This is a genomic window from Pseudomonas sp. URMO17WK12:I11, assembly GCF_007677725.1.
In the GTDB taxonomy this organism is placed as follows: Bacteria; Pseudomonadota; Gammaproteobacteria; order Pseudomonadales; family Pseudomonadaceae; genus Aquipseudomonas.
On record NZ_VEDF01000003.1, the window covers coordinates 42,776 to 68,153 of the forward strand.

Annotated in this window: 22 protein-coding genes; 5 read left to right on the plus strand and 17 right to left on the minus strand. The window is 62.4% G+C overall.

What is annotated here, in order from left to right; translation table 11 throughout:
• Positions 1–153 precede the first annotated feature (153 nt).
• From FS665_RS06435 to FS665_RS06445, 3 genes are all read left to right on the plus strand, one after another.
• Positions 154–834, plus strand: coding sequence for a Fe2+-dependent dioxygenase (locus tag FS665_RS06435; RefSeq protein ID WP_145185110.1), 681 nt, complete (start codon positions 154–156; stop codon positions 832–834).
• A 3-nt stretch (positions 835–837) separates the two neighbouring features.
• Positions 838–1,593, plus strand: coding sequence for a tetratricopeptide repeat protein (locus tag FS665_RS06440; RefSeq protein WP_145185113.1), 756 nt, complete (start codon positions 838–840; stop codon positions 1,591–1,593).
• 89 nt (positions 1,594–1,682) lie between these two features.
• Complete coding sequence (locus FS665_RS06445) at positions 1,683–2,213, plus strand: hypothetical protein (protein WP_145185116.1); 531 nt, start codon at positions 1,683–1,685, stop codon at positions 2,211–2,213.
• A 50-nt stretch (positions 2,214–2,263) separates the two neighbouring features.
• On the opposite strand, the gene FS665_RS06450 is transcribed toward FS665_RS06445, so the two are convergent.
• The 5 genes from FS665_RS06450 to FS665_RS06470 all read right to left on the minus strand — a co-directional run bounded on the left by FS665_RS06450 (position 2,264) and on the right by FS665_RS06470 (position 7,317).
• The gene (locus FS665_RS06450; RefSeq protein WP_145185119.1) at positions 2,264–3,427 is read right to left on the minus strand and encodes a type III PLP-dependent enzyme; all 1,164 of its coding nucleotides are present in this window, start codon (positions 3,425–3,427) and stop codon (positions 2,264–2,266) included.
• Positions 3,428–3,898: 471 nt separating this feature from the next.
• Positions 3,899–5,056 carry a betaine/proline/choline family ABC transporter ATP-binding protein gene (locus FS665_RS06455; RefSeq protein WP_145185122.1) on the minus strand — a complete coding sequence of 386 codons (1,158 nt, stop codon included), beginning with the start codon at positions 5,054–5,056 and terminating at the stop codon, positions 3,899–3,901.
• Positions 5,053–5,706: an ABC transporter permease gene (locus FS665_RS06460; protein WP_145185125.1), complete on the minus strand. Its 654-nt coding sequence runs from the start codon at positions 5,704–5,706 to the stop codon at positions 5,053–5,055. Before FS665_RS06460 ends, FS665_RS06455 begins: the two co-directional genes overlap by 4 nt.
• A complete protein-coding gene (locus tag FS665_RS06465; protein WP_145185128.1) occupies positions 5,703–6,617 on the minus strand; it encodes a glycine betaine ABC transporter substrate-binding protein in 915 nt (304 codons plus the stop codon). Before FS665_RS06465 ends, FS665_RS06460 begins: the two co-directional genes overlap by 4 nt.
• 13 nt (positions 6,618–6,630) lie before the next feature.
• A complete protein-coding gene (locus FS665_RS06470; protein WP_178108302.1) occupies positions 6,631–7,317 on the minus strand; it encodes an ABC transporter permease in 687 nt (228 codons plus the stop codon).
• 470 nt (positions 7,318–7,787) lie between these two features.
• On the opposite strand from FS665_RS06470, the gene FS665_RS06475 reads away from it, so the two are divergent.
• On the plus strand, positions 7,788–9,371 hold the full coding sequence (locus FS665_RS06475) for a peptide chain release factor 3 (protein WP_145185132.1): 1,584 nt from the start codon (positions 7,788–7,790) through the stop codon (positions 9,369–9,371).
• A gap of 131 nt (positions 9,372–9,502) precedes the next feature.
• On the opposite strand, the gene FS665_RS06480 is transcribed toward FS665_RS06475, so the two are convergent.
• The 4 genes from FS665_RS06480 to FS665_RS06495 form a co-directional block, all read right to left on the minus strand.
• Positions 9,503–10,582: a polyamine ABC transporter substrate-binding protein gene (locus FS665_RS06480; protein WP_145185133.1), complete on the minus strand. Its 1,080-nt coding sequence runs from the start codon at positions 10,580–10,582 to the stop codon at positions 9,503–9,505.
• Between the two features lie 51 nt (positions 10,583–10,633).
• Positions 10,634–10,975, minus strand: a complete 342-nt coding sequence (locus FS665_RS06485) for a cupin domain-containing protein (RefSeq protein ID WP_145185135.1) — start codon at positions 10,973–10,975, stop codon at positions 10,634–10,636.
• Between the two features lie 29 nt (positions 10,976–11,004).
• Entirely contained in the window at positions 11,005–12,411 is a 1,407-nt protein-coding gene (locus FS665_RS06490) for an FAD-binding oxidoreductase (RefSeq protein WP_145185137.1), read from the minus strand.
• Positions 12,412–12,474: 63 nt separating this feature from the next.
• A complete protein-coding gene (locus FS665_RS06495; protein ID WP_145185139.1) occupies positions 12,475–13,275 on the minus strand; it encodes an AraC family transcriptional regulator in 801 nt (266 codons plus the stop codon).
• 213 nt (positions 13,276–13,488) lie between these two features.
• On the opposite strand from FS665_RS06495, the gene FS665_RS06500 reads away from it, so the two are divergent.
• The gene (locus FS665_RS06500) at positions 13,489–14,388 is read left to right on the plus strand and encodes a hypothetical protein (RefSeq protein ID WP_145185141.1); all 900 of its coding nucleotides are present in this window, start codon (positions 13,489–13,491) and stop codon (positions 14,386–14,388) included.
• Between the two features lie 139 nt (positions 14,389–14,527).
• Here FS665_RS06500 and FS665_RS06505 read toward each other — a convergent pair whose 3' ends face one another.
• From FS665_RS06505 to FS665_RS06540, 8 genes are all read right to left on the minus strand, one after another.
• Entirely contained in the window at positions 14,528–15,496 is a 969-nt protein-coding gene (locus FS665_RS06505) for a peptide ABC transporter ATP-binding protein (protein WP_145185143.1), read from the minus strand.
• Positions 15,496–16,464, minus strand: a complete 969-nt coding sequence (locus FS665_RS06510; RefSeq protein ID WP_145185144.1) for an ABC transporter ATP-binding protein — start codon at positions 16,462–16,464, stop codon at positions 15,496–15,498. The genes FS665_RS06505 and FS665_RS06510 overlap by 1 nt, the downstream gene beginning before the upstream one ends.
• A 10-nt stretch (positions 16,465–16,474) precedes the next feature.
• Entirely contained in the window at positions 16,475–17,401 is a 927-nt protein-coding gene (locus tag FS665_RS06515) for an ABC transporter permease subunit (protein WP_145185147.1), read from the minus strand.
• A gap of 9 nt (positions 17,402–17,410) precedes the next feature.
• Positions 17,411–18,421 carry an ABC transporter permease subunit gene (locus tag FS665_RS06520; RefSeq protein WP_145185151.1) on the minus strand — a complete coding sequence of 337 codons (1,011 nt, stop codon included), beginning with the start codon at positions 18,419–18,421 and terminating at the stop codon, positions 17,411–17,413.
• Positions 18,422–18,495: 74 nt separating this feature from the next.
• Positions 18,496–20,091, minus strand: a complete 1,596-nt coding sequence (locus tag FS665_RS06525) for an ABC transporter substrate-binding protein (protein ID WP_145185154.1) — start codon at positions 20,089–20,091, stop codon at positions 18,496–18,498.
• Between the two features lie 70 nt (positions 20,092–20,161).
• A complete protein-coding gene (locus FS665_RS06530) occupies positions 20,162–21,541 on the minus strand; it encodes an OprD family porin (RefSeq protein ID WP_145185157.1) in 1,380 nt (459 codons plus the stop codon).
• A 129-nt stretch (positions 21,542–21,670) separates the two neighbouring features.
• The gene (locus tag FS665_RS06535; RefSeq protein ID WP_145185160.1) at positions 21,671–23,263 is read right to left on the minus strand and encodes an ABC transporter substrate-binding protein; all 1,593 of its coding nucleotides are present in this window, start codon (positions 23,261–23,263) and stop codon (positions 21,671–21,673) included.
• 153 nt (positions 23,264–23,416) lie between these two features.
• Complete coding sequence (locus tag FS665_RS06540) at positions 23,417–25,042, minus strand: ABC transporter substrate-binding protein (protein WP_145185163.1); 1,626 nt, start codon at positions 25,040–25,042, stop codon at positions 23,417–23,419.
• Between the last annotated feature and the right edge of the window lie 336 nt (positions 25,043–25,378).

Here is a 25,378-nt window from a genome sequence, read left to right on the forward strand (position 1 = left end):
AGACTCGTTACCATTCGTTATTAATTTACAATCTTTACAAATTCTCTTTACGTTTTCTTCACGCTGAATCGTCTAAGGCGCGCTGAGGGCTTGTGCCGCGTAAAAGGGAATCAATATCATTGAGGCTTCTTCAAGCCGTCACGGTGTGCCGTCATGCTGCTTCACATTCCAGGCCTGTTCGACGCAAGCGAGCTGGCCCGTATCCGCGACGCCCTGGCGCAAGCCGACTGGGCAGACGGGAAAGCCACGGCCGGTTACCAGTCGGCAAAGGCCAAGCACAACCTGCAATTGCCCGAAGGCCACCCGCTGGCCAAGGAGATTGGCGGCGCGCTGATCGAGCGTTTGTGGCAGCACCCGCAGTTCATGTCGGCGGCGCTGCCGCACAAGGTCTTCCCGCCGCTGATCAACTGTTACCGTGCCGGCGACAACTTCGGTTTCCATATCGATAACGCGCTGCGTCAACCCAAAGGCAGTGCCGAGCGAGTGCGTACCGACCTGTCGTCGACGTTGTTTCTGAGCGACCCCGACAGCTACGACGGCGGTGAGCTGGTGATTCAGGACACCTACGGCGAGCAGCAGGTAAAACTGGCTGCCGGCGATCTGGTGCTGTACCCCGGCACCAGCCTGCACAAGGTCAACCCGGTGACCCGTGGTACCCGTCTGGCAGCATTCTTCTGGACCCAGAGCCTGGTGCGTGAAGACAGCCAGCGCACGCTGCTGTTCGAGATGGACAATGCCATCCGCCAACTGGGCGCCGATGTGCCCGAACATCCCGCGTTGCTGCAGTTGACCGGCACCTATCACAACCTGCTGCGGCGCTGGGCGGAGGTCTGAACAGTGAGTTTTCAGCTGCGTCGTGAAGAAATCATGGATGCTGCCCGCTTGCGGGCGATGCTCGATGAGAGCCCGGGCAAGGCAGCCCAGGCGATCCTGGCCGCAGCCGGGCAGGGGGTGGTCGAGGCGCAAGCGCTGCTGGGCCAGATTTTGCTCGACGGGCGCGGTATCGAGCAGGATGCCACCGTCGCCAGGCGTTGGTTCGGCATCGCGGCACAGGCTGGCAATGCCATGGCGCACAACATGCTCGGGCGCTGCCTGGAACATGGTTGGGGCGGTGCGGTGAACCTTTCCCAAGCGGCCATTCACTACGCCCGCGCGGCTGATGCCGGCCTTGACTGGGGGCTGTACAACCTCGGTAACCTGCTAGCTACCGGCCGTGGCGTGCCAGTCAATCAGGCGCAAGCGTTGTTGTGCTACGAGAAGGCAGCGCAGATGGGCCATGCCAAGTCGATGAATCTGTATGGCCGTTACCTGGAGCAGGGCATCGCTGTCACGGCGAGCCCCGTCCGTGCCGTGCGCTGGTACCGGCGCTCGGCCGAGGCTGGCGATTTTCGCGGCATGTTCAGCCTGGCGCTGGTGCTGGCCGAGCGCGGCGAGATGGTCGAGGCGGGGGCGTGGTTTGGCCGGGCACGAGAAGTTGGGCAAGCGAACCTGGGCTTTCTGCGCAGCGCATTGGCAACCTTGCAGCGAGCAGGGCCTGCGTTAATGGCATTCGCGCAACAGTATGCCGCCGAGCTCGACAAGCAGCCCGTCTGACGCCGCGTTCAAGCCAAGAAGCGCTTCCCGATTCGGCCGGGCGTGTCTACAAAGGACCATCACTTGCTCTAACGAGCAGAGGTACAGTGATGACTTACGTTCAGGAACGGTCTTTCATTGCGACTTTCACCAGTGTGACCCCCGGTTATGAGGGCTGGCTGGATTCGCTGGAGGGTTCACCCACCGAGCGCAGAAATCAGTGGCTGACCGTCAGGGCAGACACAGCCGGGTTTCAGACGCAGCAAGGCTTCTGGTTTGGTTACTATCAAGGTGATGTGGAGGGCTATCAGGTACGAACCGTTGCCTTCGATTCGTCCAATTCGCATTACGATCTGTGGGGCCTGAGCCTTCGCAACTCGGTTGGCTATTATGCCAAAAGCACTCACCCGATCAGTTGGCGAGTGCGCCTCGGCGGCGTCAAGATCGTGCGCCCTGAGGTCGGCCAGTACGATGACGTTACCTTGGCGGCGCCAGCCCGCGCGATGCTCAGCTGTGCTACCCGGCCTGCCTGGGATGACCATTACGTAGGGGTGGGAAAGAAAAACGTCTTGCAGTTCAGGATGGACATTCGCGAGGTCGGCGTCGCTCGCTTCGATAGCCCGGCAATGTACCGGGGGTGATCGACACGGTTGCGCATTATCAAAACGGGGCCTTTCGGCCCCGTTTCGCATTACAGGTAGTACGCTTTCAACGGCGGGAAGCCATTGAACTCCACCGCGCTGTAGCTGGTGGTGTAGGCGCCGGTCGACAGCCAGTACAGGCGGTCGCCGATGGCCAGGTTCAGTGGCAGGCCGTATTTGTAGTTCTCGTACATGATGTCGGCGCTGTCGCAGGTCGGGCCGGCGATGACCACTTCTTCGGCCTCGCCATTCTTCTCGGTCCAGATCGGGAACTTGATGGCTTCGTCCATGGTTTCGATCAAACCGGAAAACTTGCCGACGTCGGTGTAGATCCAGCGCTCGACTGCGGTGCGCGATTTGCGCGCGACCAGTACCACTTCGCTGACCAGGATGCCGGCGTTGGCGATCAGCGAACGGCCCGGCTCGAGAATGATTTCCGGCAGGTCGTCGCCGAAATCTTCCTTGAGGAAACGGATGATTTCTTCAGCGTAGGTTTCCAGGCTGTTGGTCCGGGTGATGTAGTTGGCTGGGAAGCCGCCGCCCATGTTGATCAGCTTCAACTCGATGCCGTCTTCTTCCTTCAAGCGCTCGAAGATCACCTTGACCTTGGCGATGGCGGCGTCCCAGACGCTGATGTCGCGTTGCTGGGAACCGACATGGAAAGAGATGCCGTAGGGCACCAGGCCCAGGTCACGGGCGAGGATCAGCAGGTCCATGGCCATGTCGGTCTGGCAGCCGAATTTGCGCGACAGGGGCCAGTCGGCAGTGGTCGAACCCTCGGTCAGGATTCGCACATACACCTTCGAGCCCGGCGCGGCCTTGGCGATGTTGCGCAGGTCGGCTTCCGAGTCGGTGGCGAACAGACGCACGCCTTTCTCGTAGAAGTAGCGGATGTCCTTGGACTTCTTGATGGTGTTGCCGTAGCTGATGCGGTCGGCGCTCACGCCGCGGCTCATCACTTTGTCCAGCTCGTAGATCGAGGCGATGTCGAAGCTCGATCCCTTGTCTTTGAGCAGGTCGATGATCTCGACCGCCGGGTTGGCCTTGACGGCGTAGTAGACCTTGGCGAATTCGAAGCCTGCACGCAGGTCATCGTAGGCCTGGCTGATCATCTGGGTATCGATGAGGACGAACGGGGTTTCCTGTTTGTCGGCAAACGCCTTCATTTTCTGGAAGGTGTCACGTGCGAAATAGTCTTCGACCTGGATCGACATGCTCAGGGACTCCATGGGCAAACTGAAAGATTAAGTGGCTGCAAACTGAACGTCCTCCGTATCCCCACTTTGGTTCGCCTACTCAGTACTTGAGCCGGATGGATCGTTTCCAGCATGGACGTTCGGCGCGCACTTTAGGGCGGCAAGCACGCAGAATCAACAGGCAATCCCGGCGTGATCGGCGCGGATCGCCGCCCTGTCACTTGAATAACCGACTCGCATGACCGGCTGATGTTCCCGGCGCCGATTCAAGCGTTAAATATTGTGGAATGGACGTGCGGGACGCACGCAAGGTGGGGCCCGCCCCAGCAGGGCTCGGACAATTCCGGCTGGGACGGGGCGACGCGCAGACGGGCCACGGGTGTTCATATTTATGGCCACGGCGTTCAGGTACGGGCGTACCGAATTTTCCTCATAAATTTTTCTTTACCGACGGGCGGATCGGCGATTTCATCATCGCTGCTGGCCTGCTCACGACGCCACGGTTTCGGCCGGTGACACGATGCTGGTCTTCGCGCCACGGGAACGCCCCGAGCTCAGGTAGGCGGCGATCGACTCCTGGGTCACCTCACCGAGGAACACCTGCTCGGCATCGAGCACCGGCAACCAGGCGCGGTTGAACTCATACATGCGCGACAACAGGATGCGCAGATGCTCGTCGTGCGCGGCGGTGGCATTGAACGGGCGCAGGAAATCGCCGCAGCTGCCTTGCTGGCGGTGCATGTCACGGCGACGCACGTAACCCAGCGCCTTGTTCTGCGCATCAGTCACCACCACGTAGCGGCGGTCGTGCTCATCGAGCAGCTCCAGGGCTTCGGCCACCGGCGTCTGCGGGCTCACCGACGGGGCATTGTCCGCGGCATCTTCGGCGCGCACCAGCAGCAGGCGCTTGAGGGTGCTGTCCTGGCCGACGAAGTTGCTGACGAAATCGTCCACCGGGTGCGCCAGCAGGGTATCCGGATGGTCGAGCTGCAACAGTTTGCCTGCACGGAAAATGGCGATCTTGTCGCCCAGCTTGATCGCCTCGTCGATGTCATGGCTAACCATGATCACGGTCTTGTTCAACGCCCGCTGCATCTCGAAGAACTCGTTCTGGATCATCTCGCGGTTGATCGGGTCGACCGCCCCGAACGGCTCGTCCATCAACAGTACCGGCGCGTCTGCTGCCAACGCGCGAATCACGCCGATTCGCTGTTGCTGGCCTCCGGACAGTTCGCGCGGGTAGCGCTGCAGGTACTGCTTGGGCTCGAGCTTGATCATGTTCATCAGCTCGCGGGCGCGCTCGCGGCATTTGTCTTTGTCCCAGCCGAGCAGGCGTGGGACCACGGTGATGTTTTCCTCGATGGTCATGTTGGGGAACAGGCCGATCTGCTGGATCACGTAGCCGATGTGGCGGCGCAGGGTGACTTCATCCAGTGCAGAGGTGTCTTCACCGTTGATCAGCACCCGGCCGGAAGTCGGCGTGATCAGGCGGTTGATCATCTTCAGCGTGGTGCTCTTGCCGCAGCCGGAGGGGCCGAGGAAAACGCAGATCTCGCCCTCGTTGACGGTGAGGCTGACCGAGTCGACGGCCGTGACTTGCTTGCCGTTGGCGTTGAAGGTTTTGCTGAGGTTCTGAAGTTCGATCATGAGCGCAGTCCTTCTGGAGTCAGGGCACGTTGCAGGGTTTGCAGGAGCAGGTCGGCGATGATTGCCAAGAGGCTGACCAGCACGGCGCCGACCAGCAGCATCGACATGTCGCTGCGGCTGATGGAGGTCAGGATCAGCACGCCCAGGCCGCCGGCGCCGATGGTTGCGGCAATGGTCATGACACCGATGTTCATCACCACCGCCGTGCGCACGCCGGCCAGGATGACCGGCACCGCGATCGGCAGCTCGACCATGCGCAAGCGCTGGCCGAAGGTCATGCCGATGCCGCGCGCGGCCTCACGAATGCCAGGTTCGACATTGGTCAGGGCCAGGTAGGTGTTGCGCAGGATCGGCAACAATGAATAGAGGAACACGGCGGTGATCGCCGGCATCGGCCCCAGGCCTTGGCCGAACTTGGAATAGAACGGCAGCAGCAGGCCGAACAGGGCAATCGAGGGGATGGTCAGCAGCACCGTGGCACTGGCTTGCAGTGGGCCGGCCACGGCGGGGAAGCGAGTCATCAGGATGCCCAGCGGCACGCCAACGAGGATCGCCAGGCCTACGGCGATGCCGACCAGCATGATGTGCTGGCCAGTCAGTTGCAGGACCTGGGCCCAGTCCAGATGGGCGAATGTGTCGAGCAAGCTCATGGCTGTACCTCGCTGTTCATCGGGTGCTCGCGCAGGAAGGCAGCGGCCACCACGCTAGGGCTCTGGTGCTCGACATCGACCTTGGCATTGAGCTGGCGCATGGTTTCGTCGTCCAACTGCTCGGCCAGCGGTTTGAGCAGGCTCGCCAGCTGCGGATTGGCGTCGAGCACCTGCTTGCGCACCACCGGCGCTGCGGTGTAGTCGGGGAAGTAGTGCTTGTCATCCTCGAGCAGCTTGAGCTTGAACGCGTTCAGGCGCCCGTCGGTGGTGTACACCAGCCCGGCGAACACCTGGTTGTTGTGCATCGCCGTATAGACCAGACCGGCATCCATCTGGCGGATGTTGGCGCGGCCGACCTGCAGCTCGTACAGCTGCTTGAGGCCGACCAGGCCATCCGGGCGATTGGCGAACTCGGTGTCCAGGGCAATCAGGTGCCGGCGGTCGCTTTCGGCGCGCAGCACGCGGCTCAGGTCACTGATGGTAGTGATCTGCGGGTAGTCCGCGGCCACCTGCTGCGGCAGGCCCAGCGCATAGGTGTTGCTGAATTTCGACGGCGTTAGCCACACCAGGTCCTTCTTGGCGTCCAGCGCCTTGACCTTGGCATAAGTGGCTGCCGCACTGGGCATGCGCTCGTCGATGTGGTTGTACGAGACCAGCGACACGCCGGTGTATTCCCACATCAGGTCGAGCTGCCCGGTTTCCTGGGCCTGGCGCGCAATGCTGCTACCCAGGCCCCCGGTGACGCGCACCTCGAAGCCGTTGGCGCGCAGGTATTGGGCAGTGATTTCGGCCAGCACGGTCTGTTCGGTGAACACCCGCGCGCCGATGCGGATCAGCGGTTTATCCGCAGCCTGGGCAAATCCTGCGTACAGCAGGGCCGCGCCCAGGAGCAAGGCGATTGTGTTTTTCATGGTTTCCCTCGTGTTATCCGGCCAGGCCACGTTCCAGCCAGCGCTTGCTGGAGAAACTCACCACTGCGTCGAGCAGCAGTGCCAGCAGCGCGGTACACGCCGCGCCCAGCAGTAGCTGCGGCTGGTTGTTCAGGGCGATGCCGGGGAAGATCAGGCTGCCCAGGCTGTTGGCTCCGATCAGGAAGGCCAGTGGCGCGGTGCCGACGTTCAGAGCCAGGGCCACCCGTACGCCGCCAACGATGATCGGCACGGCATTGGGCAGTTCGACCTGCCACAGCTGCTGGCGCGGGGTCATGCCGATGCCGGTGGCAGCTTCCTTGAGCGAGACGGGGACATTCTTCAGGCCTTCGTAGGTATTGCGCACGATGGGCAGCAAGGAGGCGAGAAACAGCGCGAAGATCGCAGGCCCGGCACCGATGCCGAGGATGCTCAGGGCGATGGCCAGAACGGCCAAGGGGGGAATGGTGTTGCCAACGTTGAAAAACTGCATGAAGCGTTCGGCTTTGTCGACCCGATGCGGTCGACTCAAGGCAATGCCAGCGGGGATGCCCACGGCCAATGCCGCCGCCATCGAAGCCAGCACCAGGACCAGGTGCGCTTGCAGGTAGAAACCAAGATCGTCGCGATAGCGCACGATCGTGTCGATGCCGATCCAATGGACCAGCAGGGCCAGGATGACGAGCACGGTGGCGCATCCCATCAGCCCTTTTCCGTAGCGTGTAGCCACAGGCGGACTCCTTGTGTTGTCGGCGAGCACACTTCTTCATAGCCGGCCGTGTGGGCGGCGGGTGGTGTGTTCGCGAAAAGCAGCCAGAGGCAACCGAAGGCTGCACTCAGACCATGAGCCGAACCCCGTCGGGCTCGAAAATGCTGATCAAACCGATCCCCAACCGAAGCGGTTTGCAGGGGAATGGACGTCTCCGAGGGGCTAAAGGTTCCCATCTCAGGCGGCGTTTGGCCAGCGTTAATCACTATGAAGTTGGATTACTGGCGCGAGAAATCAGCGGCTTTTGTGCTTCGAGGCGTTTAATTACCTGCTATGCAAGCTAGTCGCAGGGTGGTTGGTCTGGCGTGCGATCAGAGAGCCGCCGGCAACCCGAGATTTTGGTCCCGCGCTCAACTTCAGGTATGATACCGCCCCTTTTTAATCCCCCAGTCAGGCGATTTCCCATGACCAACCAGGCCGCCGAAGTCGCGAAGCGCCGCACTTTCGCAATCATCTCCCACCCCGACGCCGGTAAGACCACCATCACCGAGAAGCTGCTGCTGATGGGCAAGGCCATTGCCGTCGCCGGTACGGTGAAGTCGCGCAAGTCCGACCGCCACGCCACCTCCGACTGGATGGAAATGGAGAAGCAGCGCGGCATCTCCATCACCACCTCGGTGATGCAGTTCCCGTACCGCGAGCACATGATCAACCTGCTCGACACTCCCGGTCACGAAGACTTCTCCGAAGACACCTACCGCACCCTGACCGCAGTGGACTCGGCGTTGATGGTGCTCGACGGCGGTAAAGGCGTAGAGCCACGGACCATCGCCCTGATGGACGTGTGCCGCCTGCGCGACACGCCGATCGTCAGCTTCATCAACAAACTCGACCGCGACATCCGTGACCCGATCGAGCTGCTCGACGAAATCGAAGCGGTACTGAAGATCAAGGCTGCACCGATCACCTGGCCGATCGGCTGCTACCGCGACTTCAAGGGTGTCTATCACCTGACCGGCGACTACATCGTCGTCTACACCCCAGGCCATGGTCACGAGCGCACCGAAGCCAAGATCATCCAGAAGCTCGACTCCGACGAAGCGCGCGCGCACCTGGGCGACCAGTACGACACGTTTGTCGAGCAGCTCGAGCTGGTCCAGGGGGCGTGCCACGCGTTCAACCAGGACGAGTTCATCAACGGTCAGCTGACCCCGGTGTTCTTCGGTACCGCCCTGGGCAACTTTGGGGTCGATCATGTGCTCGATGCGGTGGTCGACTGGGCACCGCGGCCGTTGGGCCGAGTGGCCCATGAGCGCACCGTGGAGCCGGTCGAAGAAAAATTCACCGGCTTCGTGTTCAAGATCCAGGCCAACATGGACCCCAAGCACCGCGACCGCATCGCCTTCATGCGCATCTGCTCGGGCAAGTACGAAAAGGGCATGAAGATGCGCCACGTGCGCCTGAACAAGGACTTGCGCATCGGCGATGCGTTGACCTTCTTCTCCTCTGAACGTGAGCAGCTCGAAGAGGCGTTCGCCGGCGACATCATCGGTTTGCACAACCACGGCACCATTCAGATCGGCGATACCTTCACCGAAGGCGAGGCGCTGGGCTTCACGGGCATTCCGCACTTCGCGCCGGAGTTGTTCCGCCGTGTGCGCCTGAAGGACCCGCTCAAGTCCAAGCAGCTGCGTCAGGGTCTGCAGCAGTTGGCCGAAGAGGGCGCAACCCAGGTGTTCTTCCCCGAGCGCAGCAACGACATCATCCTGGGGGCGGTCGGCGTCCTGCAGTTCGACGTGGTGGCCAGCCGTCTTAAGGAAGAATACAAGGTCGAATGCGCCTATGAGCCGATCACCGTGTGGTCAGCGCGCTGGATCGCCTGCGATGACAAGAAGAAGCTTGAGGACTTCCAGAACAAGGCGATGGAAAACCTGGCCATCGACGGCGGCGGCCACCTGACCTACCTGGCGCCAACCCGCGTCAACCTGGCGCTGATGGAAGAGCGCTGGCCGGACATCAAATTCCGCGCTACTCGCGAGCACCACTGAGGCAGCCGCAGGCTGCCCAGCGCCAAGCTGCAAGCTGCAAGTAAAAGCACAGGCAGTCCGTCGTCATGGGAGCGGTCCGGTACAAAAACCGCGATACCCCATACCGGTCCGCTTTTTCTTGCAGCTTGCCGCTAGTTCCCCGCTTTGATGCTGGTCCAGATGCGGGTGCGGATGCGGTCGATCTTGGCTGGCATTGCCTCGAGGGCATATAGCTTGCCCATCACCTCTGCGCTGGGGTAGATCATCGTATTGCCTTTGAGCGCCGGCTCGACCAGCTCGTCGGCCTTGAGATTGCCGTTGGCGTACTGCACGTGGTTGCTGATGTTGGCCATCACCTCAGGCTGCAGCAGGTAATTCATGTACGCATAGCCGGCCTTTTCGTCGGGCGCATCGGCGGGCATGGCGACCATGTCGAACCACATCGGCGCACCTTCCTTGGGTATCGAATAACCCACCTTCACACCGTTATGGGCCTCATCGGCGCGGTTCTTCGCCTGTAGCACATCGCCCGAGAACCCCACCACCACACAGATATCGCCATTGGCCAGATCCCCGGTGTACTTCGAGGAATGGAAGTAACTGATGTACGGTCGCACCTGCATCAGCAAGGCCTTGGCCTTGTCGTAGTCGGCCGGGTTCTGGCTAAGGTGAGGCAAGCCGAGGTAGTGCAGGGCGATCGGCAGCAGCTCGGGACCGTTGTCCAGCACCGCCACGCCGCAGCTTTTTAGCTTGCTCATGTATTCGGGCTTGAAGATCAGGTCCCACGAGTCTAACGGTGCGTCATTGCCCAGCACGGCCTTGACCTTGTCGATGTTGTAGCCGATGCCGGTGCTGCCCCACAGATACGGGAAACCATACTGGTTGCCAGGGTCGTTGACCTCCAGCGCCTTTAGCAATACCGGGTTGAGGTTGTGCCAGTTGGGTAGTTGCGACTTGTCCAGGCGCTTGAGCGCCTTGCCCTGGATTTGCCTGGCCATGAAGTGGTTGGAGGGAAACACCACGTCGTAGCCTGAGTTGCCGGTCATCAACTTGCCGTCAAGGGTTTCGTTGCTGTCGTAGACGTCGTAGGTTGGCACGATGCCGGTGGCCTGCTGGAAGTGCTTCAGCGTGTCTGGCGCGACATAACTCGACCAGTTGTAGATCTTCACCGTCTCGGCGGCGCTGGCGATGCTCGCGGCGAGCATCAAAGGAGCGAACAGGAAAGTGCGCATGTCGGGATACCTTGCTTTGTCTGTTGTTATCGAAGGCAGGCGATCAGCGGATCAGAAAATCAGTACGTAAGTCTTGCGCACGGTTTCCTGGATGTCCCAGGTCCCCACGCTGTTGGCCGGTAGCATTAATGCGTCTCCGGCTTCTAGGGTCAAGGGGTCGCCGCCATCGGGGGTGAAGGTGCAGCGACCCTTGATGAAATGACAGAACTCCTGCTGCACGATCTGCCGCCGCCAGCGCCCGGGGGTGCACTCCCAGATGCCGGTCTCGACCCCATCGCTGCGCTCGACGCTGGTGACCGAGGTCACCGCCACCGGCTCGCCCAGCGGCACCGCGACTGGGCTGCTGCTCTCAAGGGTCGCGCGTTCTGTGTGTTTGAACTGGGTGATGCTCATGGCAGCTGGATCCTGTGTCGGGGGAGAAATCAGTGCATGAAACCTTCCATGAAGTCCGCCAGGCCGCTGGCCAGGCGCCGCCGCCAGGGCGGGCTGGCGGCATTGGCAAGGGTCCGGTCTTCGTGGACAAAGCTCTGGATGATGGCGTTGTAGCCCAACCAGCGGCAGGGTTCGCGCGGCCAGCTGGCCAGGCTGGATATCGGGCGGTTATCCAGCACCCAGGGTTGTGCGGTCAGCGCGTTGTGCTGATTGAGGATCAGCGCCGCCAACGTGCGCCCGCCCAGGTTGGTTGCGCCCACGCCTTCGCCGCCGTAGCCGCCAGCCAAGGCGATACCGCGCTGGCGGTCGCACAGCATGTGCGGACGAAAGCGCCGCGCCATGCCCAGGTTACCGCCCCAGGAATGGGTGATGCGGGCGTGCTTGAGTTGGGGGAACAGATCGCTGAACAGGTAGCGGCGCAGTTCGATCTCATGCGCTTGCAGGTTGAAGTCCTCGCGCAGGCGGCCACCGAAGCGGTAACCCCCGCGGGCACCGAACACCAGGCGATCGTCGGCGGTGCGCTGACCGTAAGTGACCTGGCGGCTGCTCTCACTGAAAGCCTGGCCTTCGGCCAGGCCAATTTGCGCCCAGGCCGACGCTGGAAGCGGCTCGGTGGCCACCAGCAGGCTCTGCACCGGGATCTGGTGCTTGCCCAGCGGCGGCAGGCTAGCGGCGTAACCTTCCACGGCGGGCACCACCCAGTGGCAACCGATGCGCGCCAAGGGCGTGCGTACCGCGCCGGGTTCCCAGTCGATGGCCGGGGTATTTTCGTAAATCGTCACCCCCAGTGCTTCCACCGCCCGGGCTAGGCCACGAACCAGCTTGGCCGGCTGCACGGTGGCGGTATGCGGGCTGTAGATGGCGCCGTAGGCATTGCTCATGCGTACATGCAGGTCGAGCTGCTCAGGCCGCAGCCAGCGGTAATCGTCCTCGCTCATGCCCTGGCGGTACAAGTCGTCCAGATAGGCGCGCAGGCTACGTTCCTGCTCGGGATAACGCGCCGCGCAGTACAGCACGCCGCCTTTGCGGTAGTCGCAGTCGATGGCTTCGCGCTGCAGCACCCGGTGCACCTCATCGGGAATGCCGTGCAGCAAATCGATGCTGGCTCTGCGCTGCTGCGGGGACAGGCTGGCGAGCAGGCGGTCTTCGCCCAGCACGTTGCCCATCAACCAGCCGCCATTGCGCCCCGAGGCGCCAAAGCCTGCGATGTTGGCTTCGATGATGGCGATGTTCAGCTGTGGAGCCTGGCGCTTGAGGTAATAGGCCGTCCACAACCCGGTGTAACCTGCGCCAATGATGCACACGTCCAGATCCAGGTCGTGACGCAGGGCCGGGCGGGCGCACAGCGGCTCGTCGAGCTGGTCCATCCACAGGCTGAGTGAGCGCAGGCTTTGCATCGAATCGTTTTCCACATCTGTCCAGGTCTGTGGCGATGCTAGTGGCGCGCTGCGGTCCGTGTCTTACGTGCGTGCACGCACAGAAATTTGCCTGAGGTAGGCCTTGGGCGTCAGCCCGGTGTGGGCGCGGAAGCACTTGTAGAACGCCGACAGTGAGTTGAAGCCGGCACTGAACGCCAGGTCGTCGATGGTCGCTGCCACCGCTTGGTGTTCCAGGCTGGCCATCAGGTGCTGCAGGCGCGCCTGATTCACGTAGCGGTAGAAGCTCTGCCCGAGTACCTGGTTGAGCAGGTAGGAAATCTGGTTGCGGCTATAGCCGCTGGCCTCGGCCACCTGTTGCAGGTCCAGCTCCGGGTCCAGGTACGGCCGCTGGCGCTTGAAGTAATGCTCCAGGTCCTGCGCCATGGTCGACAGCTGCCGGGGCGACAAGCCCAGGCGACTGGTCGCCGGACGTGGGCCGGCGGCGCGGGTACCCGTGGCTGCCCGCCGGACCAAGGTGGCGTATTCATGTACGCGCCAGATCAGGCCATCGACTACCGTGATCGCCTCGCTGGACTCGAACACCGCCAGGCCTTCACCGCCTTGCACGGTGACCTGGTATTGAATGAAGGCGGTACAGCCATCGACGCGGATGCGGTCGCTGTGGACGATCTCTTCGCCCGCCTGATGCGGCAGGCACGCACGCACGTAATCACGCAACTCGGCCAGGCGCAGCACGCGGTTTTGGAAGAAGTCGTGGTAGTGGACGTCGGGGTGGTACAGCGCGATGACGCCGTCCAGGTCGCGACGTTTCCAGCACAGGTGGTAGCGCAGCACTGTGTCGGCCGTGATCGGGGTCTGTGCGGGGCCATCGGGTAGGGTCATGCTGGGATGATGCCTGGCTGCTCGATCCGGGACAAGAATTGCAGAACACCTGATGCAGATTGGCGATTCGCGCATTTTGCACGGTAATAAATCAACTGAAATCGCTAAGTCGTTGATTTCGCTGATGGTCATTTTTTGTCACAGCTGGCACAGGCGCTGCAATGGTTACTGCGCGAATGGACCTCTCGCTAATAACCTACAGGCGATCACATCATGATTCCTTCTGCCGACTACCCCGTTGTCGATACCCAAAGCCGCTCAGGTGTGTCCTGGGCGGCGATTTTCGCTGGCGCCGCCGCTGCCGCTGCCGTGTCCCTGATCCTGGTACTTCTAGGTGCGGGGTTGGGCTTCGCTGCAACGTCGCCGTGGGCTGACGAAGGCGCGAGCGCCAAGGCGCTGGGCATTTCCACCATCGTCTGGCTGCTGCTTACGCAGATCATCGCCTCAGGCCTGGGCGGCTACATGGCCGGTCGCCTGCGGGTGAAGTGGGCAAATCTGCACGGTGACGAGGTGTACTTCCGCGACACCGCCCATGGTTTCCTGTCCTGGGCCGTCGCGACCTTGGTCGCTGCCGTGCTGGTACTGGGCACTGCCGGTAACCTGATCGGTGCTGGCGCCAGCGCCGCATCCCAGGCCGTGACCGTGACTGCCGCAGCAGGCGGCGCCGCAGCCTCCGGCGACAACGACAACTCGATGGGCTATTTCGTCGACAGCCTGTTCCGTGGTGATGGCCCGGCGCCGGTCAGTGACGATGCCGCCAACGGCGTAGCCGCACGCATCATCGCCAAAGGCGTTGCCGGTGACGGCGCATTGCCTGCCGAAGACCGCGCTTATCTGGCGCAGCTGGTCGCTCAGCGCACCCGTCTGACCCAGCCTGAAGCCGAAGCACGTGTCGACCAGGTCATGGCCCAAGTGCAACAACTGAAAACCGACGCCAAGCAGGCCGCCGACACCGCAGCCAAAGTCGCTGCCTGGACCACGCTGTGGACCTTCGTCGCCCTGCTGTGTGGCGCCTTCTTCGCCAGCCTGGCTGCACTGTACGGCGGCCGCCGCCGTGACCACGTGCAGTGGCTCGAAGGCGAGTACGCCACTCACCGCACCATTCAACGTTAAGCCGTCAAACAAGGAGAAACGACATGCGCTCGATCCTGCTATGGATGCTCGGGGTACCGATTCCAGTCATCATCCTGATCGCGATTTTCATGCACTGACCAGAAAGGGCCGCCAAGCGGCCCTTTTTGCATCCTTGTGATCAGAGAAATTGCTCGGCGTAGTGGCAGGCCACCTGGCGACTGCCCACGTGGCGAAACGCCGGCACTTCCTTGGCACACCGCTCAGTGGCGTACGGACAGCGCTTGTGAAAAGCACAGCCCTCGGGCGGGTTCAACGGATTGGGCAGTTCCCCGGCGATGCGGATCTTCGGCTTCAGCGGGTCCGGGTGAATGGCAGGCGTGGCCGACAGCAGCGCCTGGGTATACGGATGCAGCGGTCTTTCGTAGATATCCTCTTTGGGGCCCATTTCTGCCGGGCGCCCCAGGTACATCACCAGCACCTGATCGGCGACATGCCGAACCACCGCCAGGTTGTGCGAAATGAACACATAGGCGGTGTTGAACTCCTGCTGCAGATCCATGAACAGGTTCAGCACCTGGGCCTGGATCGACACATCCAGCGCCGAGGTTGGCTCGTCGGCCACCAGCACCTTCGGCTGCAGCATCATCGCCCGCGCCAGCGCGATACGCTGGCGCTGGCCACCGGAGAACATATGCGGGTAGCGCTGGTAATGCTCCGGACGCAGGCCGACCTGCTCCATCATCTTCTGCACCTTGTCGCGGCGCTCGGCCTTGCTCAGCGAGGTGTTGATCAGCAGCGGCTCGGCCAACTGGTCACCGATTTTCTGCCGCGGGTTGAGCGAGGCGTAGGGGCTCTGGAACACCATCTGCACGTCGCGGCGCAATTGCTTGCGCTCACGTTTGCTGGCGCCTGTCACCTCGGTGCCGGCAATCTGCAGCGAGCCGGAGGAGGGCTCTTCGATCAGGGTCAAGGCCCGCGCCAAGGTCGACTTGCCGCAGCCCGATTCGCCGACCACGGCCAGGGTCTTGCCCGCCTCCAACTCGAACGACACACCATTGAGCGCGCGGACCGTGGCGTGGCCCTTGAACAATCCGCGGGAGACTTCGTAATGCCGGGTCAGCTCCCGTGCGGTGAGAACGACGGCCATCACGCCACCTCCTGGTTCAATGGATAGAAGCACCGCGCCAGGCTCTGCGCCTTGGGGTCCAGCGCCGGGCGTTCGCGCCGGCAGTTGTCACGTACATAAGGGCAGCGCGGCGACAGCAGGCAGCCCTGCGGGCGGTCGTAGCGACCCGGCACGATACCCGGCAGCGTCGCCAGGCGTTCGGCGCCCAGGCTGTGTTCGGGAATCGCCGCCAGCAATGCCTCGGTGTAAGGATGGGCGGGGATGTCGAACAGCTCAGGTACCTGACCGACTTCAACCGCTTGCCCGGCATACATCACGCAGACCCGTCTGGCGGTTTCCGCCACCACGGCCAGGTCATGGGTAATCAGGATCAGCGCCATGTTGCGCTCTTGCTGCAGGTTCACCAGCAGCTCCATGATCTGCGCCTGAATGGTCACATCCAGTGCCGTGGTCGGCTCATCGGCGATCAGCAGCTTGGGCTCGCCGGCGATCGCCATGGCAATCGCCACGCGCTGGCTCATGCCGCCGGAGAGTTGGTGCGGATAGGCATCAAGCCGGCTTTCGGCGGCGGGGATTTCGACCTTCTTGAGCAGTTCCAGGGCGCGCTGCCGCGCAGCCTTGCCCTTCAGGCCCAGGTGCTGGCGCAGCACCTCCTCGATCTGGTAGCCGACCGTGTAGCTGGGGTTGAGCGCAGTCATCGGGTCCTGGAAGACCATGGCGATGTCCTTGCCCACCACGTTGCGCCGCTGCCGGCCGCTCAGGCGCAGCATGTCGGTGCCGTCGAAGGTCAGGGTGTCGGCGGTGATGCGCCCAGGGGCGTCGATCAGCCCCATCAGCGCCATCATGGTGACCGATTTGCCCGACCCGGATTCGCCGACGATGGCCAGGATCTCGCCGGCCTCCACCGCCAGGTCCAGGCCATCGACCACCGGTACGGCGTTAGCGTCGCCGAAGCGCACGTTCAGGTTGTTGATCTGCAACAGTGACATGGCGTTCTCCTCAGGCGGCGTTCTTGAGTTTCGGGTCCAGCGCATCGCGCAGACCGTCGCCCATCAGGTTGATTGCCAGCACACTGAGCAAGATGGTCAGGCCGGGCAGGCTCACCACCCACCAGGCGCGCTCGATGTAATCGCGCGCCGAGGCGAGCATGGTGCCCCATTCAGGCGTCGGCGGTTGCACGCCCAGGCCCAGGAAACCCAGCGCTGCGGCGTCGAGGATGGCCGAGGAGAAACTCAAGGTCGCCTGCACGATCAGCGGGGCCATGCAATTGGGTAGCACGGTGACGAACATCAGCCGAGGCAAGCCGGCTCCGGCCAGGCGTGCGGCGGTCACGTAGTCGCGGTTCAGCTCGCCCATCACCGCCGCCCGGGTCAGGCGCACGTAGGAGGGCAGCGAGACGATGGCGATGGCGATCACGGTGTTGATCAGGCCGGGGCCGAGAATGGCGACGATGGCCACGGCCAACAGCAGCGACGGCAGCGCCAGCATCACATCCATCAGGCGCATGATCGAAGGCCCCAGCAGCTGTGGGAAGAAGCCAGCCAGCAGCCCCAGCAGAATGCCTGGGATCAGTGACATCACCACCGACGACAGGCCGATCAGCAGCGACAGCCGTGCGCCCTGGATCAGGCGGGACAGCAGGTCGCGGCCCAGTTCGTCGGTGCCCAGCACGAACTGCCAGGTCCCGCCTTCGAGCCACACCGGTGGCGTCAGCAGGTAGTCGCGGTACTGCTCGCTCGGGTCATGGGGCGCGACCCATGGGGCGAACAGCGCGCAGAACACCACCACGCTCATGAAGGCAAGGCCCGCCACCGCGCCTTTGTTGCGCGCGAAGGCTTGCCAGAATTCTTTGTAGGGCGATGGGTAGAGCAGGCTCTGGTCCACCACGGCGGTCGGTGTCACGGTTTTCGGAATAGGGCTAGTCATGGCAAGGCCTCAGCGCTGATGACGGATGCGAGGGTTGGCCAGGCCGTAGAGGATGTCCACGACGAAGTTGACCAGGATCACCAGGCAGGCGATCAACAGGATGCCGTTCTGGACCACGGGATAGTCACGGGCGCCGATGGCTTCGATCAGCCATTTGCCGATGCCCGGCCAGGAGAAGATGGTTTCGGTGAGTACCGCGCCAGCCAGCAATGTGCCGACCTGCAGGCCGAACACCGTCAGTACCGGGATCAGCGCGTTGCGCAGCCCGTGCACGAATACCACGCGCGCCGGCGACAGGCCTTTGGCCCGGGCGGTGCGGATGTAATCCTCGCGCAGGACCTCAAGCATCGACGAACGGGTCATGCGGGCGATCACCGCCAGCGGAATGGTGCCGAGCACGATGGCCGGCAGGATCAGGTGCATCAGTGCGTCCTTGAACGCGCCTTCTTCATCGCTGAGCAGGGTGTCGATCAACATGAAGCCGGTCTTCGGCTCGATGTCGTAGAGCAGGTCGATGCGCCCGGAAACCGGCGTCCAGCCCAGGCTTACCGAGAAGAACATGATCAGGATCAGGCCCCACCAGAAGATCGGCATCGAGTAACCGGCCAGGGAGATGCCCATCACGCCATGGTCGAACAGCGAGCCGCGCTTGAGCGCCGCGATCACGCCGGCCAGCAGGCCGACCACGCCGGCGAACAGCAGCGCGGCCATGGCCAGTTCCAAGGTGGCGGGGAACAGGGTGAGGAATTCGCGCCAGACGCTCTCGCGGGTGCGCAATGACTCACCCAGGTCGCCCTGGGCCAGCTTGCCGACATAGTCCAGGTACTGGACCGGCAGCGGTTTGTTCAGGCCCAGGCGCTCCATGGCCTGGGCATGCATTTCGGGGTCGACCCTGCGTTCGCCCATCATCACTTCCACCGGGTCGCCGGGGATCAGGCGTATGAGCGCGAAGGTCAGCAAGGTGATACCGAAGAAGGTCGGTATCAACAGGCCCAGGCGCCGGGCAATAAAACTCAACATTGTCAGGGTTACCTCATCAACAGGTCACGCAGTGCCGCCGGTGCCCTTGTGGGGTCCCGGCGATCGTTGTTGTTCTACTTCACCCGGGTAGTGGCGAAGTTGTTATTGGTCAGAGGGCTGATCACATAACCCTCCACGTTTGCGCGCATGGCGGTGAACATCTTCGGATGGGCCATGCTGATCCACGGTTGCTCGTCATCGTACACTTTCAGTGCCTCGGCATAGAGGCTGGCGCGTTGCTCGTTGTCGATCACCTCGCGGGCGCGGCTGATCAACGCCTGAAACCTTGGATTGCACCAGCGCGCATAGTTCTCGCCGCTTTTCGCCGCATCGCAGCTGAGCAGCGGGCTGAGGAAGTTGTCGGGGTCGCCGTTGTCGCCGGCCCAGCCAGTCGACACCAGGTCCGCCTCGCCCTTTTTCGCGCGGCGCAGCATCTCGGCCCATTCCATCACGCGGATATCCAGCTTCAAGCCGATCTGCTTGAGGTCAGCCTGGAGCATTTCGGCGGACAGGCGCGGGTTGGGGTTGGTCGGGCCACCGCCGTTGCGGGTGAACAGGGTGATCACCGTGCCCTCTGGCACCCCGGCTTGCCTGAGCAGCTCACGGGCCTTGGCCAGATCGCGCGGCGGGTTGCTGTTCTCGGTGTTGTAGCCGATCAGGGTGGGTGGGTAAGGGTTTACCCCGACCAGCGCATTGCCCTTGCCGAACAATTGGTCGATGTGGGTCTGGCGGTCGAAGGCCATGTTGATGGCCTTGCGCACGCGCACGTCGCTCAGGTACTTGTGCTCGGTGTTCATCGAGATATAGCCGGTGACCAGGGCTTCGATCTCGGCGACCTTGAGTGTCGGGTCTTTCTTGATCAACGGCACGTCATCGGGCTTGGGATAGAGGGCCACCTGGCATTCGTTGGCGCGCAGTTTCTGCAGGCGCACGTTGCTGTCGGTGGCGATGGCGAACACCAGGGCATCGGCCGGGGGCTTGCCGCGGAAATAGTCCGGGTTGGCCTTGTAGCGAACCTGGGCGTCCTTGTTGTAGCGCTGGAAGATGAATGGCCCGGTGCCGATCGGCTTGCTGTTGAGCTCGGCGGTCTTGCCGGCCTTGAGCAGTTGATCGCCATATTCGGCCGAGTAGATCGAGGTGAAGGCCATGGCCATGTCGCGCAGGAATGGCGCCTCGGGGCGGGTGAGGGTGATGACCACGGTGTGCTCGTCGGTCTTGCTCACCGACTTGAGCAGGTCCTTGAAGGCCATGCTTTCGAAATAGGGGTAACCGACACTGGTCTTGTCGTGCCACGGATGGCTCGGGTCGAGCTGGCGGTTCAAGCTCCATAGCACGTCGTCGGCATTGAAGTCGCGAGTGGGCGTGAAGTACTCGGTGCGGTGGAACTTCACGCCTTGGCGCAGGTGAAACGTGTAGGTCAGGCCATCGGCCGAGATTTCCCAGCGCTCTGCCAGCGCCGGCTCGATATCGGTGGTGCCAGGCTTGAAGTCGACCAGCCGATTGAACAGCGCTTCGGCCGAGGCATCGGCGGTGACCGCCGTGGTGTACTGGACGATGTCGAAACCTTCCGGGCTGGCTTCGGTGCAGACCACCAAGGGCTTGGCCGCCAAGTGACCGGCGGCGCCGAGGATGATCGCTGCCAAGGCAGTGCGCAGCGTTAGCGATGTCATGGAAACTCCCTGCGTGCGTTGATTCCAGCGTAGCTGCCGTGGCCTGCAGCCATGCAGGCCACGGCGACGGTCAAAGAATGTTGAAGGGGATGGTGGTGACGATGCGCAATTCGTCCAGGCTACCGTCGGCCTGGGCCTTGCTGGCCCGGTGCGCGGTGTAGGTGGAACGGATGCTGGTGTCTTTCAAAGGCCCGCTCTGCACCGCATAGCTGGTGCCGATGCCCCACTCGTAGTGGGTTTCACCCTCCAGGCCGTTGACGTCGTAGGCGTTGCCCCGGTAATGGGTGCCGTCGATGCCCCAGCCGCGGGCATTGTAGAGGTTGAACTTCAGGCCCGGCACGCCGTACGCCGCCATGTTCAGCACATACGACAGCTGCAGGGATTTCTCATTCGGACCGTTGAAGTCCGACAGCAGCGAGTTGGCCAGGTAGATGCCGTTGGTTTCATGCAGGTAATCGAAGTACTCGTTGCCGTTGACCTGTTGCCACGAGGCCGTGAGGGTGTGCGCCTGGTGGGTCAGGCCCAGCGACACGCTGTAGGTGTCGTTGTCGATCTCGCCCATCTTCTTGCGGCCTTCGTCCACGGTCTTGTAGTAGTTCAGGCCGGTGCTCAGGGCAAGCACGGCGCTGTCGCCCAGCACATGGCTGGCACCGAAGTAGTATTGGTTCCAGAAGTCATCGACCTTGGTCGCGTAGAGGCTGGTGGTCAAACTCTTGAAGGGCTGGTAGTTGACCCCGGCGGTGCTGGCGCGATCGGTTTCGACCCCGGCGGCACCATATTCGCTGCGAAACTTGCTCAGGCTCTGTTCGGTTCGCGGCGAAACGCGGTCGAAAGTGCCCAGGTCGATGGACAGGTTGTCGAATTCGGCACTGTGCAGGAAGGCGCCCTGGAAACTCGAGGGCAGGGCGCGGTTGCCGATGTAGGCAAGCATCGGGGTATCGACCGATTGGCGACCGAGGGTGAGCGTGGTGTTCGACACGCGCGCCTTGACGTTGGCCAGGCCCATCTTGCTCCACTGACCGACGGGGTCACCGTCGCTGTGGGTCAACGTGCGGTTGTTGGGCCCGGCGATCGCCGCGCGGCCGCGCTCCAGGGCAATGGCGTTGTAGCCGGCGGCCTCGACGGCAAAGCCGATGGTGCCCTGGGTGAAGCCTGAGCTGTAGTTGAGGATGGTGCCCTGCACCCAGTTGTCGCGACTGTGGCTATCGTGGCGGCTGCCGTCGCTCTTGTAATAGCGCCACAGCGGCGCGCGCGTGGCGCGTTCGCGGGCGAACCAGTTGCGCGTGCTGCCGGACAGGCTCTGACCCTCGAGAAAACCCTCGGCCTGGTCCTGCTCGCTGGCCGACTTCAAGCTGATCGGAACGTAGTCCTGGCTCTGCGGATCGGCCTGGGCCACGGCGCACAGGGTGCCGATGGACAGGGCCAAGGTGGTCAAGATCAATGGTTTCAAGATAAAAGCTCCCTTTTCGTTCTTTTAGTTATTGCCTGGCCTCGTGGGCCGGGTTTTCTGCTGCGGTGTTGCCAGGGTCGCCCGCAATGGCCGGGCAAAAAGGGGGGCGTGCTGCCTACGCGAGCACGGTCAGTCGATGCCCACGCCGCTGAAATCGTTGCGCCCAAACGGGCTGACCTTGAAGTCAGTCACCTTCAGGCTCAGCGGCTGGTTGACCGTGGAGTGCGCCACCGGGGTGATCGGTACCTGTTGCTTGAGACGCTGTTGGGCCTGCTGGTAGAGCGCGCTGCGCTGTTCGCGGTCGGTGACCCGCTTGGCCTGCTTGATCAGGCTGTCGTACTGCTGATCGCACCAGCGCGAGTAGTTGTTGCTGCCGACGGCATCGCAGCTGTAGAGGGTGCCGAGCCAGTTATCCGGGTCGCCGTTGTCGCCGGTCCAGCCGATCAGGGCGACATCGTGCTCGCCGGTTTTCATGCGTTTGAGGTATTCGCCCCATTCGTAACTGACGATGCGCACCTTCAGGCCCAGCTTGTTCCAGTCGGCCTGCAGCATCTCGGCCATCAACTTGGCATTGGGGTTGTAGGGGCGCTGCACCGGCATGGCCCACAGCGTGATCTCGGTGCCTGGTGCGACACCGGCCTGCTGCAGCAGCTGGCGAGCCTTGTCCGGATCGTACGGCGCGTCCTTGAGGCTGTTGTCGTAGGACCACTGGGTCGGCGGCATCGCGTTGACCGCCAACTGCCCCGAGTCCTGGTACACCGCCTGGAGGATGGCCTGCTTGTTCACCGCCATGTCCATGGCCTGGCGCACCGCCAGGCGGTCGAATGGCGGGTGCTGGGTGTTGTAAGCGATATAGCCCAGGTTGAAGCCCGGCTGTTGCATCACCTGCAGCTTGGGGTCGGCCTTGAGCGCCGGCAGGTCGGCTGGGCGCGGGTGAAGGGTGACCTGGCACTCGTTACGCCGTAGCTTCTGGATGCGCACCGAGGGGTCGGTATTGATGGAAAACACCAGGTTGTCGATCTTGACCTGGTCGGCTGCCCAGTACTGCAGATTGCCTTTGTAGCGGATCTGCGAGTCCTTCTGGTAACGCTGAAACACGAACGGGCCGGTGCCGATCGGCTGCTGATTGATGTCGCTGGGTCGCCCGCTGGCGAGCAAATGTTCGGCATATTCGGCAGACAGGATCGAGGCGAAACTCATGGCCAGGTTCTGGATGAAGGCGGCATCGACCTGGTTGAGGGTAAAGACCACGGTCAAGGGGTCGGTCTTTTCCACGCGGGCAATGTTCTTGTCCAGGCCCATGCTGACGAAATACGGAAATTCCGTGGGGTAGGCCTGACGAAACGGCTGCTGTCTGTCGAGCATGCGCTGGAAGGTGAACAGCACGTCATCGGCATTGAAGTCGCGGCTGGGGGTGAACTGCTTGTTGGCGTGGAACTTGACGCCTTCGCGCAGATGGAAGGTGTAGCGCAGGCCGTCGTCGGTCACCTCCCATCGGGTCGCCAGCGCCGGGTGCACGGCAGTACCGCCGCGCTCGAACTCCACCAGGCGGTTGTACAGCGGCTCGGCGGCGTCATTGTCGGTGGCGCTGGTGTACTGGGCGGTGTCGAACCCGGCGGGGCTGCCTTCGGAGCAGAACACCAGGTTCTTTGCCTGAAGGGCGGGGGACTGGCTCAACAGGCCAATCGCGAGCAAGGTAGAAAGGCGGGTGATGGGGCGCATGGCGGTTCCTTTTCCAGCTGTCGCGACCGCCATCGGGGTAGCAATGGCGGCAACAGTTTCCCGACTCCGGCGCGGATAGCGCTGAAGCAGAGGTGCAGTGCTCGTGGCGGTGGAAGGCACCCGCGCCGGGTGGCGACGGGTGCCAACCTTGGTTTACTTGTCCACGCTGACGCCGTAGAAGGCGTTCAACGCGAACGGACTGATCTTGAAGTCCTTCACTTTGGCGCTCATCGGCTGGTAGACCGTGGAGTGGGCGATCGGGGTGATCGGCACCTGCTCCTTGAGGATGTGCTGGGCTTTTTGATAGAGCTCAGTGCGCTTGGCCTGGTCGGAAGTGGCCTTGGCTTGCTTGATCAGGTCGTCGTAGGGTTTGTAGCACCACTTGGAGAAGTTGTTGCCGTCGATCGCATCGCAGCCATACAACGTGCCCAGCCAGTTATCGGGGTCGCCATTATCGCCGCTCCAGCCGATCAGCATGGCGCCTTGCTCGCCGCCTTTGGAGCGCTTGATGTACTCGCCCCATTCATAGCTGACGATCTTGGCCTTGATGCCGATCTTGCCCCAGTCGGCCTGCAGCATCTCGGCCATCAGCTTGGCGTTGGGGTTGTACGGGCGCTGTACGGGCATGGCCCACAAGGTGATTTCGGTGCCGTCCTTGATGCCGGCTTCCTTGAGCAACTGCTTGGCTTTTTCAGGGTCGTACGGGGCATCCTTGATGCTCTGATCGTAGGACCACTGGGTCGGTGGCATGGCATTGACGGCCAGCTGGCCGGCGCCCTGGTACACCGACTCGATGATCTTCTGCTTGTCCACGGCCATGTCCAGGGCCTGGCGCACCTTGAGCTGGGCCATGGGGTTGGGTTCATTGCTGCCCTTGATCTTGTCCATCACGTTGTAGGCGATGTAGCCCAGGTTGAAGCCGGCCTGCTGGGGCATCTGCAGGTTCTTGTCGGCCTTGAGCGGTGCAATGTCGGCTGGACGCGGGAACAACGTGACCTGGCACTCGTTCTTCTTCAGCTTCTGCATGCGCACCGAGGCGTCGGTGGTGATGGCGAAGATCAGGTTGTCGATCTTCACGTCCTCAGGCTTCCAGTAGTCCTTGTTGCCCTTGAAGCGGATCTGCGCGTCCTTCTGGTATTTGCTGAACACGAAGGGACCCGTGCCAATGGGCTTCTGGTTGATATCGGCGGCTTTGCCGTCCTTGAGCAGCTGCGCGGCATATTCGGCAGACTGGATCGAGGCGAAGCTCATGGCCAGGTTCTGGATGAACGCGGCGTCCACGTCGTTGAGGGTGAACTTGACCGTGTGCTCGTCGAGCTTTTCGACCTTGGCGATGTTCTTGTCCATGCCCATGTCGGTGAAGTAGGGGAATTCGGTGGGGTAGGCCTTACGGAACGGGTGATCCTTGTCGAGCATGCGGTTGAAGGTGAACAACACGTCGTCGGCGTTGAATTCACGGCTGGGCTTGAAGTAGTCGGTGGTGTGGAACTTGACCCCTTCGCGCAGGTGGAAGGTATAGGTCTTGCCGTCGTCGGCCACCTCCCAGCTGTTGGCCAGCCCCGGAATCACGGCGGTGCCACCGCGCTCGAACTGGGTGAGGCGGTTGAATACCGTCTCGGCCGAGGCATCGAAGTCGGTCCCGGTGGTGTACTGGCCAGGGTCGAAGCCCGCCGGGCTGCCCTCGGAGCAGAACACCAGGTTGGAGGCGGCCTGTGCCAGCGGTGCGCCGGCCAGTAGACCTGCGCCTAACAGGAACGGAATGACTGCGTGTTTGAGCATGGTGGCCTCATTGTTGTCGTTGTGATCGAGGCGGCCTCGTGAGCCGACCTGCGGATACTTATGCAGGGGGTATTCCCAATGCAACACTCAGAAGGATAGTTGGCGTCAGAAAAGTAGTACGGGCGTACATGGATGTCGCATTCGTGTAACTTTTTCTGAAGTTGAACGTTTGCGCAGGCGAAATGATGGCTTTTTGCAGAACATTTCGAGGGAGAGGAATGTGTAGGACGCACCTTATTTGTGCGTAGGAAGAGTCTGACTTTCTATTGCAATGGTGTGTGAAAGCAGCCCGGCAGGGCCGCTCTCACTGGGGTGGGCCGACCTACAAGCGGTCGA

Excerpts from the sequence above, each read along its gene's own strand:
- FS665_RS06435 (WP_145185110.1), top strand. The coding sequence starts at position 154 with ATGCTGCTTCACATTCCAGGCCTGTTCGACGCAAGCGAGCTGGCCCGT.
- FS665_RS06445 (WP_145185116.1), top strand. The coding sequence starts at position 1,683 with ATGACTTACGTTCAGGAACGGTCTTTCATTGCGACTTTCACCAGTGTG.
- FS665_RS06450 (WP_145185119.1), bottom strand. The coding sequence starts at position 3,427 with ATGTCGATCCAGGTCGAAGACTATTTCGCACGTGACACCTTCCAGAAA.
- FS665_RS06455 (WP_145185122.1), bottom strand. The coding sequence starts at position 5,056 with ATGATCGAACTTCAGAACCTCAGCAAAACCTTCAACGCCAACGGCAAG.
- FS665_RS06460 (WP_145185125.1), bottom strand. The coding sequence starts at position 5,706 with ATGAGCTTGCTCGACACATTCGCCCATCTGGACTGGGCCCAGGTCCTG.
- FS665_RS06465 (WP_145185128.1), bottom strand. The coding sequence starts at position 6,617 with ATGAAAAACACAATCGCCTTGCTCCTGGGCGCGGCCCTGCTGTACGCA.
- FS665_RS06470 (WP_178108302.1), bottom strand. The coding sequence starts at position 7,317 with ATGGGATGCGCCACCGTGCTCGTCATCCTGGCCCTGCTGGTCCATTGG.
- FS665_RS06475 (WP_145185132.1), top strand. The coding sequence starts at position 7,788 with ATGACCAACCAGGCCGCCGAAGTCGCGAAGCGCCGCACTTTCGCAATC.
- FS665_RS06480 (WP_145185133.1), bottom strand. The coding sequence starts at position 10,582 with ATGCGCACTTTCCTGTTCGCTCCTTTGATGCTCGCCGCGAGCATCGCC.
- FS665_RS06485 (WP_145185135.1), bottom strand. The coding sequence starts at position 10,975 with ATGAGCATCACCCAGTTCAAACACACAGAACGCGCGACCCTTGAGAGC.
- FS665_RS06490 (WP_145185137.1), bottom strand. The coding sequence starts at position 12,411 with ATGCAAAGCCTGCGCTCACTCAGCCTGTGGATGGACCAGCTCGACGAG.
- FS665_RS06495 (WP_145185139.1), bottom strand. The coding sequence starts at position 13,275 with ATGACCCTACCCGATGGCCCCGCACAGACCCCGATCACGGCCGACACA.
- FS665_RS06500 (WP_145185141.1), top strand. The coding sequence starts at position 13,489 with ATGATTCCTTCTGCCGACTACCCCGTTGTCGATACCCAAAGCCGCTCA.
- FS665_RS06505 (WP_145185143.1), bottom strand. The coding sequence starts at position 15,496 with ATGGCCGTCGTTCTCACCGCACGGGAGCTGACCCGGCATTACGAAGTC.
- FS665_RS06510 (WP_145185144.1), bottom strand. The coding sequence starts at position 16,464 with ATGTCACTGTTGCAGATCAACAACCTGAACGTGCGCTTCGGCGACGCT.
- FS665_RS06515 (WP_145185147.1), bottom strand. The coding sequence starts at position 17,401 with ATGACTAGCCCTATTCCGAAAACCGTGACACCGACCGCCGTGGTGGAC.
- FS665_RS06520 (WP_145185151.1), bottom strand. The coding sequence starts at position 18,421 with ATGTTGAGTTTTATTGCCCGGCGCCTGGGCCTGTTGATACCGACCTTC.
- FS665_RS06525 (WP_145185154.1), bottom strand. The coding sequence starts at position 20,091 with ATGACATCGCTAACGCTGCGCACTGCCTTGGCAGCGATCATCCTCGGC.
- FS665_RS06535 (WP_145185160.1), bottom strand. The coding sequence starts at position 23,263 with ATGCGCCCCATCACCCGCCTTTCTACCTTGCTCGCGATTGGCCTGTTG.
- FS665_RS06540 (WP_145185163.1), bottom strand. The coding sequence starts at position 25,042 with ATGCTCAAACACGCAGTCATTCCGTTCCTGTTAGGCGCAGGTCTACTG.